The sequence below is a fragment of the Citrobacter sp. TBCS-14 genome (assembly GCF_005280805.1).
Lineage (GTDB): Bacteria > Pseudomonadota > Gammaproteobacteria > Enterobacterales > Enterobacteriaceae > Citrobacter > Citrobacter gillenii.
Window position 1 is genome coordinate 145,474 of record NZ_SZWM01000289.1, and the last position, 17,491, is coordinate 162,964.

13 protein-coding genes are annotated in these 17,491 nt (G+C 51.9%); 5 read left to right on the forward strand and 8 right to left on the reverse strand.

Translation table 11 applies throughout. The features are described 5' to 3' along the window. Positions 1–3: 3 nt before the first annotated feature. A complete protein-coding gene (locus FDX22_RS13185; protein WP_115257807.1) occupies positions 4–369 on the reverse strand; it encodes an ArsC family reductase in 366 nt (121 codons plus the stop codon). Between the two features lie 388 nt (positions 370–757). Here FDX22_RS13185 and ypfM point away from each other — a divergent pair, with 388 nt between their 5' ends. Continuing rightward, positions 758–817 (forward strand): protein YpfM, encoded by a 60-nt coding sequence (gene ypfM / locus FDX22_RS13190; RefSeq protein ID WP_001386977.1) that lies wholly within the window; start codon positions 758–760, stop codon positions 815–817. Positions 818–893: 76 nt separating this feature from the next. Here the strand turns inward: ypfM and acrD are convergent, their stop codons facing one another. Together acrD and narQ are read right to left on the reverse strand one after the other, a co-directional pair. Next, on the reverse strand, positions 894–4,007 hold the full coding sequence (acrD, locus tag FDX22_RS13195; RefSeq protein ID WP_096756209.1) for a multidrug efflux RND transporter permease AcrD: 3,114 nt from the start codon (positions 4,005–4,007) through the stop codon (positions 894–896). Between the two features lie 184 nt (positions 4,008–4,191). Next, positions 4,192–5,889 (reverse strand): nitrate/nitrite two-component system sensor histidine kinase NarQ, encoded by a 1,698-nt coding sequence (gene narQ / locus FDX22_RS13200; RefSeq protein ID WP_115257808.1) that lies wholly within the window; start codon positions 5,887–5,889, stop codon positions 4,192–4,194. Positions 5,890–6,150: 261 nt separating this feature from the next. Between narQ and aegA the strand changes: the two genes are divergently transcribed. The 3 genes from aegA to FDX22_RS13215 all read left to right on the forward strand — a co-directional run bounded on the left by aegA (position 6,151) and on the right by FDX22_RS13215 (position 10,029). Next, entirely contained in the window at positions 6,151–8,130 is a 1,980-nt protein-coding gene (aegA, locus tag FDX22_RS13205) for a formate-dependent uric acid utilization protein AegA (RefSeq protein ID WP_146717304.1), read from the forward strand. 156 nt (positions 8,131–8,286) lie between these two features. Further along, a complete protein-coding gene (gene nudK / locus FDX22_RS13210) occupies positions 8,287–8,865 on the forward strand; it encodes a GDP-mannose pyrophosphatase NudK (protein ID WP_117343539.1) in 579 nt (192 codons plus the stop codon). Between the two features lie 120 nt (positions 8,866–8,985). Beyond that, positions 8,986–10,029 (forward strand): DUF1176 domain-containing protein, encoded by a 1,044-nt coding sequence (locus tag FDX22_RS13215; RefSeq protein WP_146717305.1) that lies wholly within the window; start codon positions 8,986–8,988, stop codon positions 10,027–10,029. Here FDX22_RS13215 and tkt read toward each other — a convergent pair. Then, complete coding sequence (gene tkt / locus FDX22_RS13220) at positions 10,019–12,013, reverse strand: transketolase (RefSeq protein ID WP_146717306.1); 1,995 nt, start codon at positions 12,011–12,013, stop codon at positions 10,019–10,021. The genes FDX22_RS13215 and tkt overlap by 11 nt on opposite strands. Before the next feature lie 279 nt (positions 12,014–12,292). On the opposite strand from tkt, the gene maeB reads away from it, so the two are divergent. Continuing rightward, positions 12,293–14,572, forward strand: a complete 2,280-nt coding sequence (maeB, locus tag FDX22_RS13225) for an NADP-dependent oxaloacetate-decarboxylating malate dehydrogenase (protein ID WP_096756215.1) — start codon at positions 12,293–12,295, stop codon at positions 14,570–14,572. 82 nt (positions 14,573–14,654) lie between these two features. On the opposite strand, the gene FDX22_RS13230 is transcribed toward maeB, so the two are convergent. The 4 genes from FDX22_RS13230 to FDX22_RS31050 form a co-directional block, all read right to left on the reverse strand. Then, on the reverse strand, positions 14,655–15,077 hold the full coding sequence (locus tag FDX22_RS13230) for a hypothetical protein (RefSeq protein WP_146717307.1): 423 nt from the start codon (positions 15,075–15,077) through the stop codon (positions 14,655–14,657). Positions 15,078–15,143: 66 nt separating this feature from the next. Continuing rightward, positions 15,144–15,722: a hypothetical protein gene (locus FDX22_RS13235; protein WP_181517986.1), complete on the reverse strand. Its 579-nt coding sequence runs from the start codon at positions 15,720–15,722 to the stop codon at positions 15,144–15,146. Then, positions 15,715–16,704, reverse strand: coding sequence for a hypothetical protein (locus FDX22_RS13240; protein ID WP_146717309.1), 990 nt, complete (start codon positions 16,702–16,704; stop codon positions 15,715–15,717). The genes FDX22_RS13235 and FDX22_RS13240 overlap by 8 nt, the downstream gene beginning before the upstream one ends. 9 nt (positions 16,705–16,713) lie before the next feature. Next, a partial coding sequence (locus FDX22_RS31050; RefSeq protein ID WP_255432913.1) for a hypothetical protein occupies positions 16,714–17,491 on the reverse strand: 778 nt, incomplete at its 5' end.

Below are 17,491 nucleotides of genomic sequence, written 5' to 3' on the forward strand. Positions count from 1 at the left end.
AGACTACACCTCATTACAATCATTAAAAAACTGCATATAACTGGATTCACTAAAACCCAGCAGCATAGGCTTACCCGGTGCGCAGAGCAATGGGCGTTTGATCATTGCGGGCATTTCAATCATCAACGCGGCCGCGGCGTCCGCAGTGGTGATGCGACTCCGCGTGGTTTCATCCAGTTTGCGCCAGGTGGTTCCGCGCGTATTGAGCAGCGCCTCCCAACCTAACTCGTTGATAAAAGACTGCATGAGTGCGTGGTCCAGACCGTCAACGCGATAATCATGGAAGCGGTACTCAATACCGCGTTCCTCCAGCCAGCGTCGGGCTTTTTTAATCGTATCGCAGTTTTTAATGCCGTAAAGGGTGACCATTTGAATCCTTATTGACGTAATTTGAATATTTATTCTTAATCTGTGTTATTGCAGATAATACATAGTGTCACTCAATCGTTATAGAAAAATATAACATTGTTGAACAACAGTGAATAATGATTCCTGAAAGTTCCAGAATCATGGATGGCGTAAAATTCAGAATTTACTGCTTTGCATCTGACTGTTTTTCCATCAGAATTATCAAAGTCGTAGATTATGTATGAATATTTCAAAATATTGCCGTAAGTCACATAAAATTTATGGGTATAGCGCATAGTGATGACATACACCCCACACACGGGAGGATGCAATCACAACCATTGGTTAAATTGTCTTCTTTTAATGATGATGATTTCGTAGAATGCCCATAATAATAAGAGAGGTTGTTATGATTGAACGTGAACTGGGGAACTGGAAAGATTTTATCGAAGTCATGCTTCGTAAATAAATTTCTGGCAGACATCCTGATCCCGCAAGGGATAAAAAAAGGCGACTCATAATAAGTCGCCTTTTTTGTGCCCTGATTATTCCGGGCGTGGCTTCAGCGGGAAGCGCCTGCGTACCAGCACAAAAAACAGCGGCACGAAGTAAATGGCCAAAATAGTGGCGGATATCATCCCGCCCATCACACCGGTCCCTACCGCATGCTGACCGCCGGAGCCTGCGCCGCTGCTGATGGTCATCGGCAGCACCCCGAAGATAAATGCCAGTGAGGTCATTAAAATTGGACGTAAACGCTGACGACAGGCGTGCAGTGTGGCGTCGAGCAAATCGTGTCCTTTTTCATTCATTTCATTCGCGAACTCAACAATTAATATCGCGTTTTTCGCCGACAGCCCGATAACCGTCAATAGCCCGACCTGGAAATAAACGTCGTTTTCCAGACCGCGCATCCAGGTCGCCAGCAGCGCGCCAATCACCCCCAACGGCACTACCAGCATGACGGAGAACGGTACCGACCAGCTTTCGTACAGTGCCGCCAGACACAGGAACACCACCAGCAGCGAAATAGCGTACAGGGCAGGGGCCTGAGAGCCCGAGAGCCGTTCCTGGTAAGACATCGCCGTCCATTCGAGGCCAAATCCGGTCGGAAGCTGATGCACCAGCGATTCCATCACGTCCATTGCCGTCCCGGTACTGACGCCGGGCGCGGCTTCGCCGACGATCTCGACGGCAGAGTAGCCGTTGTAGCGTTCCAGACGCGGTGAACCGGTTTCCCAGCGCGAGGTGGCAAACGCCGAGAACGGCACCATACCACCGCTATTGTTGCGCACGTACCACAGGTTGATGTCGTCAGGGAGCATGCGATATTTCGCCGCCGCCTGCACGTAGACTTTTTTCACACGGCCGCGGTCCATAAAGTCATTGACGTAACTGGAGCCCCAGGCCGTTTGCAGCGTGTCGTTAATATCATCGATAGAAACCCCCAACGCCTGTGCTTTGCGCTGATCGATATCAATTTGCAGCTGCGGGCTGTCGTCGAGGCCATTATGACGTACGCGGGTGAGAGAGGTGTCCTTCCCGGCAAGTTCTATCAGTTTGTCCCGTGCGGCCATTAACGCGTCATGACCCGCACCGGCGTGATCCTGCAACTCCATATCAAAACCGGCAGAGCTACCCAGGCCGCTGATGGCCGGAGGGCTGCTGGCAAATACGCGCGCCTCTTTAATCTGGTTAAACGCTTTGGTGGCGCGTTCGATAATGGCAAATGAGGTGCCGGTGGTGGCGTCACGATCGTCCCAGTCTTTTAAGCGGACAAACATGCGCGCTACGTTCTGCCCGTTCCCACCAGGGCCAGAGCCGACGGTTGAGAAGACCGACATGATGTTGTCTTTTTCATGGGTGAAATAATACTTCTCGACTTCTTCCACCACTTTTAACGTCTGCTGCTGCGTGGAACCGCTGGGCAGCTGCACCGAGGTGGTAAACATGCCGCGGTCTTCCAGCGGCAGGAACGAGGTTGGCAGGCGCAGGAACAGGAATACCATGCCGCCGAGCAGTAAGCCGTAGATCAGGATCCAGCGCAGGCTGCGATGTAAAATTCGGGCAACGCCTTTTTCATAGCGTTCAGCATTGCGGTTAAACATGCGGTTAAACCAGCCGAAGAACCCGGTCTGACCGTGATGTTCGCCCTTATGCAGCGGCTTGAGCAATGTGGCGCACAGGGCCGGGGTCAGGATCATCGCCACCAGCACCGACAGCACCATTGCCGAGACGATGGTTATCGAGAATTGGCGGTAAATCGCCCCGGTGGTGCCACCGAAGAAGGCCATCGGGATAAATACCGCGGACAGCACCATGGCGATACCCACCAGCGCACCCTGGATCTGCCCCATCGATTTCCGCGTGGCTTCACGCGGCGAGAGGCCTTCCTCGCTCATGATGCGCTCGACGTTCTCCACCACCACAATGGCGTCATCGACCAGCAAGCCGATGGCCAGCACCATCGCAAACATCGTTAGCGTGTTGACGCTGTAGCCAAAGGCGTAGAGCACGGAGAAGGTGCCCATTAACACCACCGGGACGGCGATGGTTGGGATAAGCGTCGCACGGAAGTTTTGCAGGAACAGATACATGACAAGGAAGACCAGCGCGATGGCTTCCAGCAGCGTTTTTACCACGTCGATAATCGATGCTTTGACGAAGGAGGTGGTTTCATACGCCACCTTGTATTCCAGTCCGTGCGGGAAATATTGCGACAGCTCATTCAGGCGATTGATAACCAGATTCGCCGTCGCCATTTCATTGGCGCCAGAGGCTAATTTAACCCCCAGACCGGAGGCCGGATTGCCGTTAAAGCGGCTGAGGTAATCGTATTTCTCTGCGCCCATTTCGACTGTGGCGACGTCGCCCAGTTTGACGTCGGAACCGTCCTGGTTCACGCGCAGCGTAATCGCGCGGAAATCGTCCGGCGTTTGTAGCAATGACTGAGCATTGATCGTCGCATTCAGCGCCTGTTTGTCCACCGAAGGCGTACCGCCAAGTTGGCCGACTGCAATTTGCGCATTTTGCGACTCGATAGCGTCGGTGACGTCTTTGGCGGTCATCTGGAAGCTGTTCAGCTTGGCCGGGTCGAGCCAGATACGCATGGAGTATTGAGAGCCGTAGGCGTCAATATCCCCCACGCCGTTAATACGGCTGAGCGGGTCCTGAATATTACTCGCCACGTAGTCGGCAATATCCTGCTTGTCCATTGAGCCGTCGGTGGAGACAAAGGCGATAGTCAGGATATTGGTATCCCCGGTTTTACGTACCGTCACCCCCTGATCCTGTACCGCCTGCGGCAGCTTACGCATCGCCGACTGCAGTTGGTTTTGTACCTGCTGTACGGCTTCGTCAGGATCGGTCCCTGCCACAAAACTGAGTGTCACCGACGCCTGGCCGGTCCCGCTGCTTTGCGACGACATATACATCAGGTTATCGAGACCGGTCATGTTCTGTTCGATAACCTGGGTCACGGTGTTTTCCAGCGTTTGTGCCGACGCGCCTGGATAGTTCGCGGTGACGCGCACGTTCGGCGGCGCCAGATCGGGATATTGCTCAACGGGCAGCGAAAAAATAGCCAGGGTTCCTGTGAGACACAACAGGATAGCTAACACCCAGGCAAAAATGGGGCGATCGATAAAAAAATTCGCCATTAAAAGGGGACCTCGTGTTTCTGCGTATATTTGTGGGTATGACCTGCTTCACTGTAGCGGCAAGGTACGAGCCAAACGTGGAGAAAAAAAGAAGATAATGTAAATTATCATACGCGTTTACAGCGTACCTTTCGTGCCAACGCCGTCTGGACTGGGTGCAGACCAGACGGCGCATTGCTGTTCTTTACGTTAGCTGACTTTCCGTCTCTGCCGATCGAAAACTAATGCTGACCAGCGTTCCGCCCCCGGAGGGTTGCGAGAAGGTCAGTGTACCGCTGAGTCTTTCTGCTCGCTCACGCATAATATTCAAACCATAGTGTCCCGCGGGTTCTTGCGGGTCACCGATACCGACGCCGTTATCGCGGATATACACGGTATGATTCCCATCCGGCGCGGTCACGCAGCTGACGGCAATTTCGCTCGCACTGGCGTGTTTAATGGCGTTCAACACTGCTTCACGAACGATCTGCAACAGGTGCACCTGCATTTGCGCATCCAGTGCCAGCGTCGGTAACCGGCAATCGAGCGTCAGTTTAGCCGAAGTTTGGTTTTGCAGAGTTTCCAGCATTTCGTGCAGGGCAGAAGGCAGATCGGCCTGCTGTAAGGTCAGGCGGAAGGTGGTGAGCAGCTCGCGCAACTGGCGATACGCATCATTCAACGCCTGGGAGAAATCGGCCATGATGCCCTGCGCCGGGGCATTATCTTCCGGAATCGAACGCTTCAGTAGCGTTAACTGAATGCGCAAATAAGACAGCACCTGCGCCAGCGAGTCGTGGAGTTCACGCGCGATGGTCGCTCGCTCTTCCATTAACAACAGCTGCTGAAAATGTTTTTGCGCCTGATTGAAGTACAGCCCGCGACCCAGCATGGTTGACACGCTATTAAGCAGCGGTGTGGACGCACTTACGTTAGGGCTTTGCCAGTGTAGTTCACCATAGACGGTCTCTTGCATGGTGACCGGCAGGATCTGCATCGGCAGGTCGGGGCTTTTCGTTCCTTCGCTGATCCGCCAGTTATCCCCGACGGTGAGTTCCAGGAAATATGCAGCGTCGTGCTCGCGAACGATCTGTAAAATATGGCGGAAGCAGTGCACGTCAATTTGGCTGGTATTCAGCGCCTGAGAGCACTGATACAGCACTTCCAGGCGGCGATTGGCTTCGTGAAGGTCGTGTGTTTTCTCCGCCACGGAGGCTTCCAGCGAGCGGTACAGTTTATGCAGTTCACTCGACATCTGGCTAAACGTCTTCGCCAGCAGCCCCAGTTCGTTGGGCAAGCCGGTATCCAGTTGGGGGATATCAAACTGACCGTGTTCAATCTGCTGGCTGGCCATCACCAGGTTATTGAGTGGACGTACTACCTGCTGGCGAATACGCCGCAAAGTAAAGAACACCAGGGTGAATATGCCGATCCCGCCCGCCAGCGATATGCCAAACACCAGCATCACTTTGCGCTCAGCATAATGCTGCAGCGCCAGAACGAAGAGGTCGATTTGATTGACATAGTTGTTGATATTGGCCTGATACCAGGGCAAATCGCCGCTTATCAGTCGGGTGTTCATTTCCAGCCAGTTCGCATGCAGACGTCCATAGCGGCTTTTTACCGCCTCTGGAACATACCAGGCGTTCAGATTTTGTAATGCCGGCGCGTTTAACGCCTGCTGGAAAAGCTGGCGATGGGCGTTGAGTTGTGGGCTTTGGCTTTGCAGGTCATACCCCAGCCGATAACTTTGCATACGCAGGGAACCGGCAATATTAATTGCCTCCGCGTCGCGCAAACTGCTGGTGAGCGTAAGCAGCGCAATGCCCGTAGAGAGAATTGACAGCAGCACGATGTAGAAAAAAGCCTTGGCTAAACTGGCCGAGACAGGACGCTTTACCGTCACTCGCACATCCTCACACAATGCGCCTCGCGCCTGGTTGCAGCCCGAACGACTCAGTGTATTTGTTAAATGTTAATAAAATCGCCATGAAACAGGATGGTAACTGAAACACAATTTCATATGCGATGAAATAAATTGATCTGCCACAGGTTCTGGATAAATAGTTGTACTTTCTGGGCAAATGGACATTGCCGCTCACTTCAGGGTCGGTTAATAACAGTCATATAAAGAATAAGGTTTTTGCAACCAAAAAAGAAGGAAGCCATGAATCGTTTTATTATGGTCAACAGCCAACAGTGCCTGGGATGCCACGCCTGTGAGGTCGCCTGTGTCATGGCGCATAACGATGAGCGGCATGTCCTGAGCCAACGGCATTTTCAGCCGCGCATTACCGTCATCAAACATCAACACCAGCGCAGTGCGGTGACTTGCCGCCACTGTGAAGACGCGCCCTGTGCCAGAAGCTGTCCGAATGGCGCAATCAGTCATGACAATGACAGCGTGCAGGTGAACGCGAAAAAGTGTATTGGCTGTAAATCCTGCGTTGTTGCCTGTCCTTTTGGCACGATGCAGATCGTACTGACTCCCGTGGCGAAAGGAAAGGTGAAAGCGACCGCGCATAAGTGCGATTTGTGTCAGGGGCGGGAAGAAGGACCGGCCTGCGTTGAGAACTGTCCGGCGCAGGCGCTACAGCAGGTGACTGAAAGCTCACTTGCCGGTCTTTCAAAAGCACGCAGGCTGCGCGCAGCCAGTCAGGAGTGTCAACCCTGGCATGCGATTGCCAGCGGAGTGACGCAGCATGTCACCAGTAAAGTTGAACAAATGCGGGCCACGCCCCCGCGCGGTGAGCCCGATAAACTGCCGATTGAAGCCCGTAAAACCAGCTTTGATGAAATTTATTTGCCGTTCCGCACGGCGCAGGCTGAACGGGAAGCCTCCCGCTGCCTGAAGTGTGGCGAGAACAGTATTTGTGAGTGGACGTGCCCGCTGCACAACCATATTCCACAGTGGATCGAACTGGTGAAAGCCGGAAATATTGACGCAGCGGTTGAGCTTTCGCACCAGACCAACTGTCTGCCGGAAATTACCGGACGCGTCTGTCCGCAGGACCGGCTCTGCGAAGGGGCTTGTACGGTACGTGATGAACACGGTGCGGTCACCATTGGCAATATTGAACGTTACATCTCCGACCGCGCGTTGAGCAAAGGGTGGAGACCGGACCTAAGTCATGTACAGAAAGTCGATAAACGCGTCGCCATTATCGGTGCGGGTCCGGCGGGGCTGGCTTGTGCGGATGTGTTAGCCCGCAACGGCGTTAGCACCACCGTCTTCGATCGCCATCCTGAAATTGGCGGCTTACTGACGTTTGGTATTCCGGCCTTCAAACTGGATAAATCATTGCTGGCGCGCCGTCGTGAAATCTTCAGTACCATGGGTATTCATTTCGAGCTGAACTGCGAAGTCGGCAAGGACGTGACGCTGGCTGCGTTGCTGGAAGACTACGATGCGGTGTTCGTGGGCGTCGGGACCTATCGTTCGATGAAAGCGGATCTGCCGAATGAAGACGCCCCCGGTGTGTATGACGCGCTACCGTTCCTGATTGCCAATACCAAGCAGGTGATGGGACTGGATGAACTGCCAGAGGAGCCGTTTATTGACACCGCCGGACTGAACGTCGTGGTCCTCGGCGGCGGCGATACGGCCATGGACTGCGTGCGTACCGCGCTGCGCCACGGGGCAAGCCAGGTCACCTGCGCTTACCGTCGGGATGAAGCCAACATGCCCGGCTCGAAAAAAGAGGTCAAAAATGCCCGCGAAGAGGGGGCTAACTTTGAATTTAACGTCCAGCCGGTTGAGCTGGTGCTGAATGCTGAAGGGCGCGTCAGCGGCGTGCGTTTCTTACGCACCCAACTCGGTGAACCTGATGCGCAGGGGCGGCAGCGTCCGGTTCCCATCGCCGGGAGTGAATTTGTGATGCCTGCCGATGCGGTGATCATGGCGTTTGGTTTTCATCCGCACGGCATGCCATGGCTGGAGGCGCACGGCGTGAAGGTTGATAGCTGGGGGCGGATCGCTGCGGACGTTGAGAGCGCTTACCGTTATCAAACCACGAACCCGAAGATTTTTGCCGGGGGGGATGCGGTGCGCGGAGCCGATCTGGTGGTGACGGCCATGGCGGAAGGGCGTCATGCCGCACAGGGGATCGTCGACTGGCTGGGTATAAAATCAGTTAAATCTCACTAATCAGCGGGTAGGCCGGATAAAACGCGTTAGCGTTGCCATCCGGCAATATGCCGTATGAATGCCTGATGGCGCTTCGCTTATCAGGCCTACATTGTTCTAAGACAAACCCGGTTTCACGGCGTAGTATTATTGCTCACTTCTCTCCGTGGAGCCGGTATGTCGCAAAAAATTACCCTCATCAAAGACAAAGTCCTTTCCGATAACTACTTCATCTTGCGCAATATCACCTATGAACTGACCCGTAGCAACGGCGAGGTCATCCGCCACAAACGCGAGGTTTACGATCGCGGTAACGGGGCCACCATCCTGCTGTATAACCCGGAGAAAAAGACCGTGGTGCTGATCCGCCAGTTTCGCGTCGCGACCTGGGTCAACGGTAACGAAAGCGGACAGCTAATAGAAACCTGCGCCGGACTGCTGGACAACGACGAGCCGGAAGCCTGCATTCGCAAAGAGGCGATAGAAGAGACCGGCTATGAAGTGGGTGAGGTGCGTAAACTGTTTGAGTTGTACATGTCGCCGGGCGGCGTGACCGAATTAATCCACTTTTTTATCGCGCAATACAGTGACAGCCAGCGGGCGAATGCCGGTGGCGGCGTTGAAGATGAAGATATTGAGGTTCTGGAACTCCCCTTCATGCAGGCGCTGGAGATGATCAAAACTGGCGAGATCCGAGATGGTAAAACGGTGCTATTGCTGAACTATTTGCAGTCGTCACATCTCATGGACTCATGATCGGGATTTATATTTCTTTACAAAATAACGGCCAATCCGACGATTCTGATTGAGCCTCATCAATCGCGCAAGGAAGATACGGCTCAGGTTGTTGGTTTTGACTTCGGGGTTGTACCGTCCATGCGCTATCGCGTTATTTTCATCTTTCTGCTCGGTTTGCTGCCGGTCCGCTTTTTGTGGGCGGCTCCTGCGCAGCAGGCATTTTCCGACTGGCAGGTGACCTGCAATAACCAGAATTTTTGCGTGGCGCGCAATACCGGTGAACATCACGGCCTGGTGATGACCCTAAGCCGCAGCGCCGGGGCGCATACCGACGCGGTGTTGCGCATCGAACTGGGGGGACTGGACTCCCCCGATGCCAAAGAGGCAGAGATTGCGCCGCGTTTGCTGCTCGACGGCGCACCGCTGCCGTTGACCGGTGAACACTGGAATGTAACGCCCTGGCATCTGATGACTGACGATCCTGTCACCATTAGCGCCTTTTTACAGACCGTGCAAAACGCGCAGGCTATTACCCTGCAAAAAGGGGGGCAAACCCTGTCGCTGGCAGGACTGAAAGCCGCGCTGTTGTTTATTGATGCACAGCAAAAACGTGTAGGCAGTGAAACCGCCTGGATACAAAAAGGCGACGAGCCGCCGCTCAGCGTGCCGCCGGCTCCCGCCCTGAAAGGTGTGGCCATCGTGAATCCCACGCCAACGCCGCTGTCTGAACAAGAACGCAGCGACCTGCTGGATTATGGGAACTGGCGGATAAACGGGTTGCGTTGTTCGCTCGACCCGATGCGTCGTGAGGTGCGGGTGTCTGCGTTAACGGACGACAAAGCGCTGCTGATGATCGGCTGTGAGGCCGGGGCATATAACACCATCGATTTGGCATGGATTGTGTCCCGCAGCAAACCGCTGACCTCCCGCTCCGTGCGGTTGAGTCTGCCGTTTAAAACGGATGCAGAAAGCAATGATATGGAGTTGACCAATGCTGCGTTCGATGAAAAATCGCGCGAGCTGATTACGCTCGCCAAGGGCCGAGGTTTGTCGGACTGCGGTATCCAGACTCGCTGGCGTTTTGACGGCCAGCGTTTTCGTCTGGTGCGTTATGCGCAGGAGCCAAGCTGTGATAACTGGCATGGCCCCGACGCCTGGCCCACATTGTGGATCACCCGTTAAGCACCTTATGTGCTTTTTCGACAATGTTCTCCACCGTAAAGCCGAAAAACGGGAATAATTTGTCCGCCGGGGCGGATTCCCCATAGCCGGTCATGCCGACAATCGCGCCTTTCAAACCGACGTATTTGTACCAGTAATCGGCAATGCCTGCTTCGACCGCCACGCGTGCGCTGACGTTTGCTGGCAGGACCGATTCACGGTATGCCTCGTCCTGGGCGTCGAAGATATCCGTTGAGGGCAGGGAGACCACGCGAACGTTACGCCCTTCACCCGTCAATTTCTCTGCCGCCAGCAGCGTGATCTCCATCTCTGACCCGGTAGCAATCAGGATAATATCCGGCTTCCCGCCGCCGTCTTTCAGTACGTAGCCGCCGCGGGCAATCTCTTTGACCTGCTCAGGCGTGCGTTCAACCTGTGCCAGGTTCTGCCTGGAAAGGATCAGCGCCGTGGGACCGTTATGGCGCTCAACGGCCAGTTTCCAGCCTACCGCCGCTTCGACCTGATCGCACGGACGCCAGGTGCTGAAGTTGGGCGTCAGGCGCAGGCTGGCGAGCTGCTCTACCGCCTGGTGAGTCGGACCGTCTTCCCCCAGACCAATCGAGTCGTGGGTATAGACCATGATCTGTCGGGCCTTCATTAATGCTGCCATGCGTGCGGCGTTACGGGCGTATTCGACAAACATCAGGAAGGTGGCGGTATACGGGACAAAACCGCCATGATGGGCGATGCCGTTGGCAATGGCGGTCATGCCAAATTCACGCACGCCATAGTGAATGTAATTCCCGGCCGGGTCGTCTTTCAGCGAGGTTGAGCCTTTCCAGATAGTCAGGTTGCTGGGGGCGAGATCGGCAGAGCCGCCAAGCAGTTCGGGCAGCATCGGGCCATAGACGTTGAGGGTGTTTTGCGATGCCTTACGGGTGGCAATTTTTGCCGGATTAGCCTGCAATTCGCGAATGTATTTCTCGGTACTCTTTTCCCACTCTTTTGGCAGCCCACCACGCATCCGGCGGGTAAACTCTGCTGCCAGTTCAGGATGTGCTTGCTGGTACGCGGAGAAGGTCGTATTCCAGTCCTGCTGGGCTTTTTCGCCTTTTTCCCGCGCGTCCCAGGCCCGATAAATCTCTTTGGGGATGTGAAAGGCGGGATGATGCCAGCCCAGCTTCTGGCGGGTCAACGCCACTTCTTCTTCACCCAGTGCCGCGCCGTGCGCCTCTTCTTTCCCGGCCTTATTCGGCGAACCAAAGCCAATTACCGTCCGACAGATAATGAGTGATGGCTTATCGGTCACGCTTTGGGCTTCCAGAATGGCTTTCTTCACCGCTTCAGGATCGAGCCCGTCTATCTCGTGTACCACATGCCAGTGATACGCTTCAAAGCGCTTCGCGGTATCGTCGGTAAACCAGCCTTTGGTTTCGCCATCAATAGAGATGCCGTTGTGGTCGTAAAAGCCGATCAGCTTGCTCAGTCCCAACGTCCCCGCCAGCGAACAGACTTCGTGGGAAATCCCTTCCATCAGGCAGCCGTCGCCCATAAAAACATAGGTGAAATGGCTGACAATCTCATGGCCCGGCTGATTAAACTGCGCGGCCAGCGTTCGTTCGGCCACCGCCAGCCCGACGGCGTTCGCCAGGCCCTGACCCAACGGCCCGGTGGTGGTTTCCACGCCCGGCGTGTAGCCCAGTTCCGGGTGCCCGGGCGTTTTTGAATGCAGCTGGCGGAAGTTCTTTAACTCGTCCAACGGCAGGTCGTAACCGGAAAGATGCAGCAGGCTGTAAAGCAGCATTGAGGCGTGACCGTTGGACAAAATAAACCGGTCACGATCGTACCAGTGAGGATCGCTCGGGTTATGGCGGAGAAAATCGTTCCATAGCACTTCGGCAATATCGGCCATGCCCATCGGTGCGCCGGGATGTCCGGAGTTGGCTTTCTGGACCGCATCCATACTCAGCGCACGAATGGCATTGGCAAGCTCTTTACGGGTCATAGGAAATACTCCTTGAAAAGTAAAGTGTTAGAGCGTGTATTAATTCACACTTTTGGAGAATTTGCAGGCGTTGTCAGCAAAAAGCATAGCAGACAGGCATGGTATTGCTGGCTTAAGCAGGTAACATGGCTGTTATAAATTGATAACAAATTCTTTCTTTGAGTAGTGAGAGTTTGGCGACCTTCAAAGTTTGCGCCGCTAACTGAGGTGATAATGTGCGGCTCTGCAAAAGGGTTACCTGCGCCACTTTATTGATCGATACGTGAAAGGAACAACAAGATGGATGACCAGTTAAGACAAAGCGCCCTCGATTTCCACGAGTTTCCAGTACCCGGCAAAATTCAGGTTTCGCCAACCAAACCCCTTGCCACCCAACGTGACCTGGCGCTGGCCTATTCACCCGGTGTTGCAGCCCCGTGTCTGGAAATCGAAAAAGACCCGCTGGCGGCCTACAAATACACCGCGCGCGGCAACCTGGTGGCGGTGATTTCCAACGGTACTGCGGTACTGGGGCTGGGCAACATTGGTGCGCTGGCCGGCAAACCGGTGATGGAAGGGAAAGGCGTTCTGTTTAAGAAATTTGCCGGGATTGACGTGTTCGATATTGAAGTCGACGAACTCGATCCGGATAAATTTATTAACGTGGTGGCGGCCCTTGAGCCGACGTTTGGCGGCATCAACCTCGAAGATATCAAAGCGCCGGAATGCTTCTACATAGAGCAAAAACTGCGTGAGCGCATGAATATTCCGGTATTCCATGACGACCAGCACGGCACGGCTATCATCAGCACCGCTGCGATCCTCAACGGTCTGCGGGTGGTGGAGAAGAATATCTCTGATGTGCGTATGGTGGTGTCCGGTGCGGGGGCGGCGGCGATTGCCTGTATGAACCTGCTGGTGGCGCTGGGCATGCAGAAGCACAACATTGTGGTCTGCGACTCCAAAGGTGTGATTTACAAAGATCGCGAACCAAATATGGCTGAAACCAAAGCAGCCTACGCGGTGGAAGATGACGGCAAGCGTACACTGGATGACGTGATTGACGGGGCTGACATCTTCCTTGGCTGTTCCGGCCCGAAAGTGCTGAGCCAGGAGATGGTCAAGAAAATGGCGCGTGCGCCGATGATTCTGGCGCTGGCCAACCCGGAACCGGAAATTCTGCCGCCGCTGGCGAAAGAAGTGCGTTCCGATGCCATTATTTGTACCGGTCGCTCCGACTACCCGAACCAGGTCAACAACGTCCTGTGCTTCCCGTTCATCTTCCGCGGTGCGCTGGACGTGGGTGCCACTGCAATCAACGAAGAGATGAAGCTGGCGGCGGTACACGCCATTGCGGAACTGGCGCATGCTGAGCAGAGCGAAGTGGTGGCCTCCGCCTATGGCGATCAGGACCTGAGCTTTGGCCCGGAATACATCATTCCTAAGCCGTTTGACCCGCGTCTGATTGTCAAAATTGCACCGGCGGTGGCGAAAGCGGCCATGGACTCCGGCGTGGCAACGCGCCCGATTGCCGACTTTGATGCGTACATCGATAAGCTGAGTGAGTTTGTCTACAAAACCAATCTGTTCATGAAGCCGATTTTCTCGCTGGCACGCAAAGCGCCGAAGCGCGTGGTGCTGACGGAAGGGGAAGAGGCGCGCGTGCTGCATGCGACCCAGGAATTGATCACCTTAGGTCTGGCGAAGCCGATCCTGATTGGCCGTCCGAGCGTGATCGAAATGCGCATCCAGAAACTGGGGCTGCAGATCAAAGCCGGTGTTGATTTTGAGATCGTCAACAACGAATCCGATCCGCGCTTCAAAGAGTACTGGAGTGAGTATTATCAGATCATGAAGCGCCGGGGGATCACCCAGGAGCAGGCGCAGCGTGCGGTGATTGCCAACACCACGGTGATTGGTGCGATCATGGTGCAACGCGGTGAAGCTGATGCGATGATCTGCGGCACGATTGGCGACTATCACGAGCATTTCAGCGTGGTGAAAGCGGTATTTGGTCACCGCGACGGTGTGCATACGGCGGGGGCGATGAACGCGCTGTTGCTGCCAAGCGGCAACACCTTTATCGCCGATACCTACGTTAACGATGACCCGACGCCGGATCAGCTGGCGGAAATCGCCGTGATGGCGGCCGAAACCGTACGGCGTTTTGGTATCGAACCGAAGGTGGCATTGCTGTCGCACTCCAACTTTGGCTCTTCCAACTGTCCGTCGGCCAGCAAAATGCGCGCAGCGCTGGAGCTTATCAAGGCGCGTGCGCCAGAACTGATGATAGACGGTGAGATGCACGGTGATGCCGCGCTGGTAGAAAGCATTCGTAACGATCGGATGCCGGACAGTCCGCTGAAAGGCTCCGCCAATATTCTGGTGATGCCGAATATGGAAGCGGCGCGTATTAGTTACAACTTACTACGCGTGTCCAGCTCTGAAGGCGTAACGGTCGGCCCGGTGCTGATGGGTGTGGCGAAACCGGTTCATGTATTAACGCCGATCGCCTCTGTTCGTCGTATCGTGAATATGGTGGCGCTGGCGGTTGTAGAAGCGCAAACACAACCGCTGTAATTACGTTAGTGTGAAGTATGAACCCTTACCCTAGCTTGAATGGGGTAAGGGGGAACTTTATTAATACTATTAACATTATGTTTTATGATTTTTTATCATCTATTAAGTTTACTGGTATATCCTTTTCTTTTTTCGAATCTATCACTATAACCGTGAATTTTTCCTTGAAATCATTTCCCGGACACTGAGTTCCCACTGTGCTTCCTGACATCCAAAATGAAAACTCCCCTTTTTTTTCAGGTATTCCAGAAATATCTATATGCCAAAAACCACCTATACTGTATGAAATGATATTCAACCCATTCGTTGATAGCATACTTCTTCCATCCACTGACATATCGTCTGCCGGTAATCCTGTAGTTTTTAGCTGTGCATGATAATTTCTTCCAACTGAAGCAACTGGCAATATATCAGAAGCAAAATTTATTTTGTTTTTAATAAAAACACAGCATCCTGTTAATAAGATCGCTAGTGTAATAGTAACTATTGATGAGAAATTAAGCATGGCAGCGAGAAAGTTTTACCAACATAAAAAACGGTTGTATTTATTGGGTTACGATCTTTATGCTGATTATTTTCGTAACGCATAGAGGAAGCGTCGGCCGCTTAATACATCATCTATCAATTTTTGTTTAAATAAGCTGTTGGCATTTTTCTTAAATCTTTCTCGCCAGTCTGGGAGCCACCAATAATAAACTGATGTACTGTAAAGGTTAATATCGGGTAAAATGGCAAATTGTGCTACTTCTTTGTCAATGAGACCCTTTTCAAACTGTTCATTCACAGTATCCATGAAACACATATACTCTTTAATGGGGAGGTTTTGCATTAATATAATAGTGTAAACTTTCTGGCTTTGATCATAATCTTTACTTAATATTATTCTAATAGCGCTAGAAAGATAGTCTTTTGGGGTTTCACTAATCATGTATAATTCATTGTTGAAAAATATAGTATATACATTTTCCATTTCTCGCCATTGGATAACTTTTGATTCTGCTGCCGAATTTATTATTTTGATGAGAGAGTCTTCTTTAAAAGGGTTGTTTTTGTAACATAGGCAGTTTTTTTCACTGGCCATAAAGAAAATACAGTAAACCGATGCGGTAATTATAAATACACTGGCTAGAATTGTTCTTATTTTATTCATTTGTCTTTCCTTTATACCTTCTAAAAGCATTGAAATCAAACTCGGTATGAGATATTGATATTGCGGCTGTGCCATTTTTATTTCTGAATCCTGCATCGTTAACTATAATTTCTCTATTATTTGCCGAAATTGTAACCCCTGCTGCTATAATTATTCCTGCATGTCCTGTCGCGCCTTTCTCTTTTTTTATATAGGCGCCTACATCTCCAGGGAGAGGAGTACTGAAGTAATCCCATTGTCCTGTCAATTTTGTTGGGTCAGCCCATTCTTCTGCCAGGGGAGGTCTAAGTTCCTGATAAAGCCATTGTGGCGAATAACGTGCATAACCAGTTTCAACCCACGGTACAGTCAGTCCAGACTCAAGTAATACATCATTTACAAAGGCACTACATTTATTTGTATTCGAACCAAAATGATATGTCTTTTTCAGTATAGGATGGTAAGAGTCTTTTTCCACTTCTCCAGCCCATTTTGTGGAACCCCGATATTTCAAGGCGGTTAATATTATCTTTCTTGGAATATCCCTTATTACTATCTTTGTGCTTTTTATTACAGTGTTTTTCTCACCGAAAGAAATTCCTGATGATATTCTCTCTTCATATTCAACGTCGAAAAAGTCGCCATGAAAATTATCACCTGACTTATTAATATTGATTGGTACCCTGGTCCAGGGGGATACAATTACCATTGTTACTTTTTTTCCATCTGATAGGATCGTACTTCCTATTTCTTTTTCAACCTCATTATCTATAATAAATGTTTTAATTTCATACTTATTTGCAGTTGGGATTGTTTTTTGCAAGCCAGATGAAGAAATAGTAACTGTATTACCTTTTGTGGTAAAATTATAAGCCAGCGAGTTATTGTGTTCGGATATAAGGTTGTTTTCTATCTCAATGTTGTTTACAGTAATTTTGTATTGTAATCCTGATGGACTTCCCATCAATGAATCTTTAAAAACGACTAATAGTTCTAAAGACATATGCTCTCCTTATAAATCATCTACAGAAACGTAAACTTGCCATTTATCACTTTCTTTACCGATAAATAAGTGATTGGCGTCTGAAAACATTTCTTCTGGATATAACGCACTTTCTCCATTGTGTTGGGATGTATTAGATCTGATTAATGTATCATTATTCTCATTTCTGATTTTAAAATCCAGCCCAACCACATGTGATTCCAAGATATTCAATTTATTTGTGATGATCTGAATTTTTCTGTTTTCATCATCAGCTTTGGGTTCATTTTGCTCTTCTGAATCGTTATTGTCCCCAGAGTTATTTTTGTCTTCGCTATCATTCTGTTCAGGCGCTATATCTTCATTATTCGTCAGTGACTCCAGAACAACGGGTTGCAGAGTCCCTACTGGCACTCCCGGACAGCCCCCGCTGTTGAGATTTATCTTCGGCCCCATAATGTCCACCCCAGCCGAATGGATGACAATAAACGAACTACTCACTTTCAGACTGATTTTGCTGCTGCTCTCCAGCACAATATCACCCTCGACTTTTATCCCCAGCGCTCCCGACACCTTCCGCGCGAGGTCGCCTTTCACTTCCAGACTGTGACTGCCTTCCACCAGGCTGATATGGTCCCCGCTGGTTTTATGCTCCTGTTTCCCTTCCACCGTTACTTTCCGGTCATTCGCCACATACAACCCGTCGTCATGGCTGATGCTGACTGTCCGGTCATTCTTCACTTTCAGCGTCTGGTCATTGCGTACCGTGATGCTGCGGTCATGCGCCACGGTGATGGTCTGGTCATGC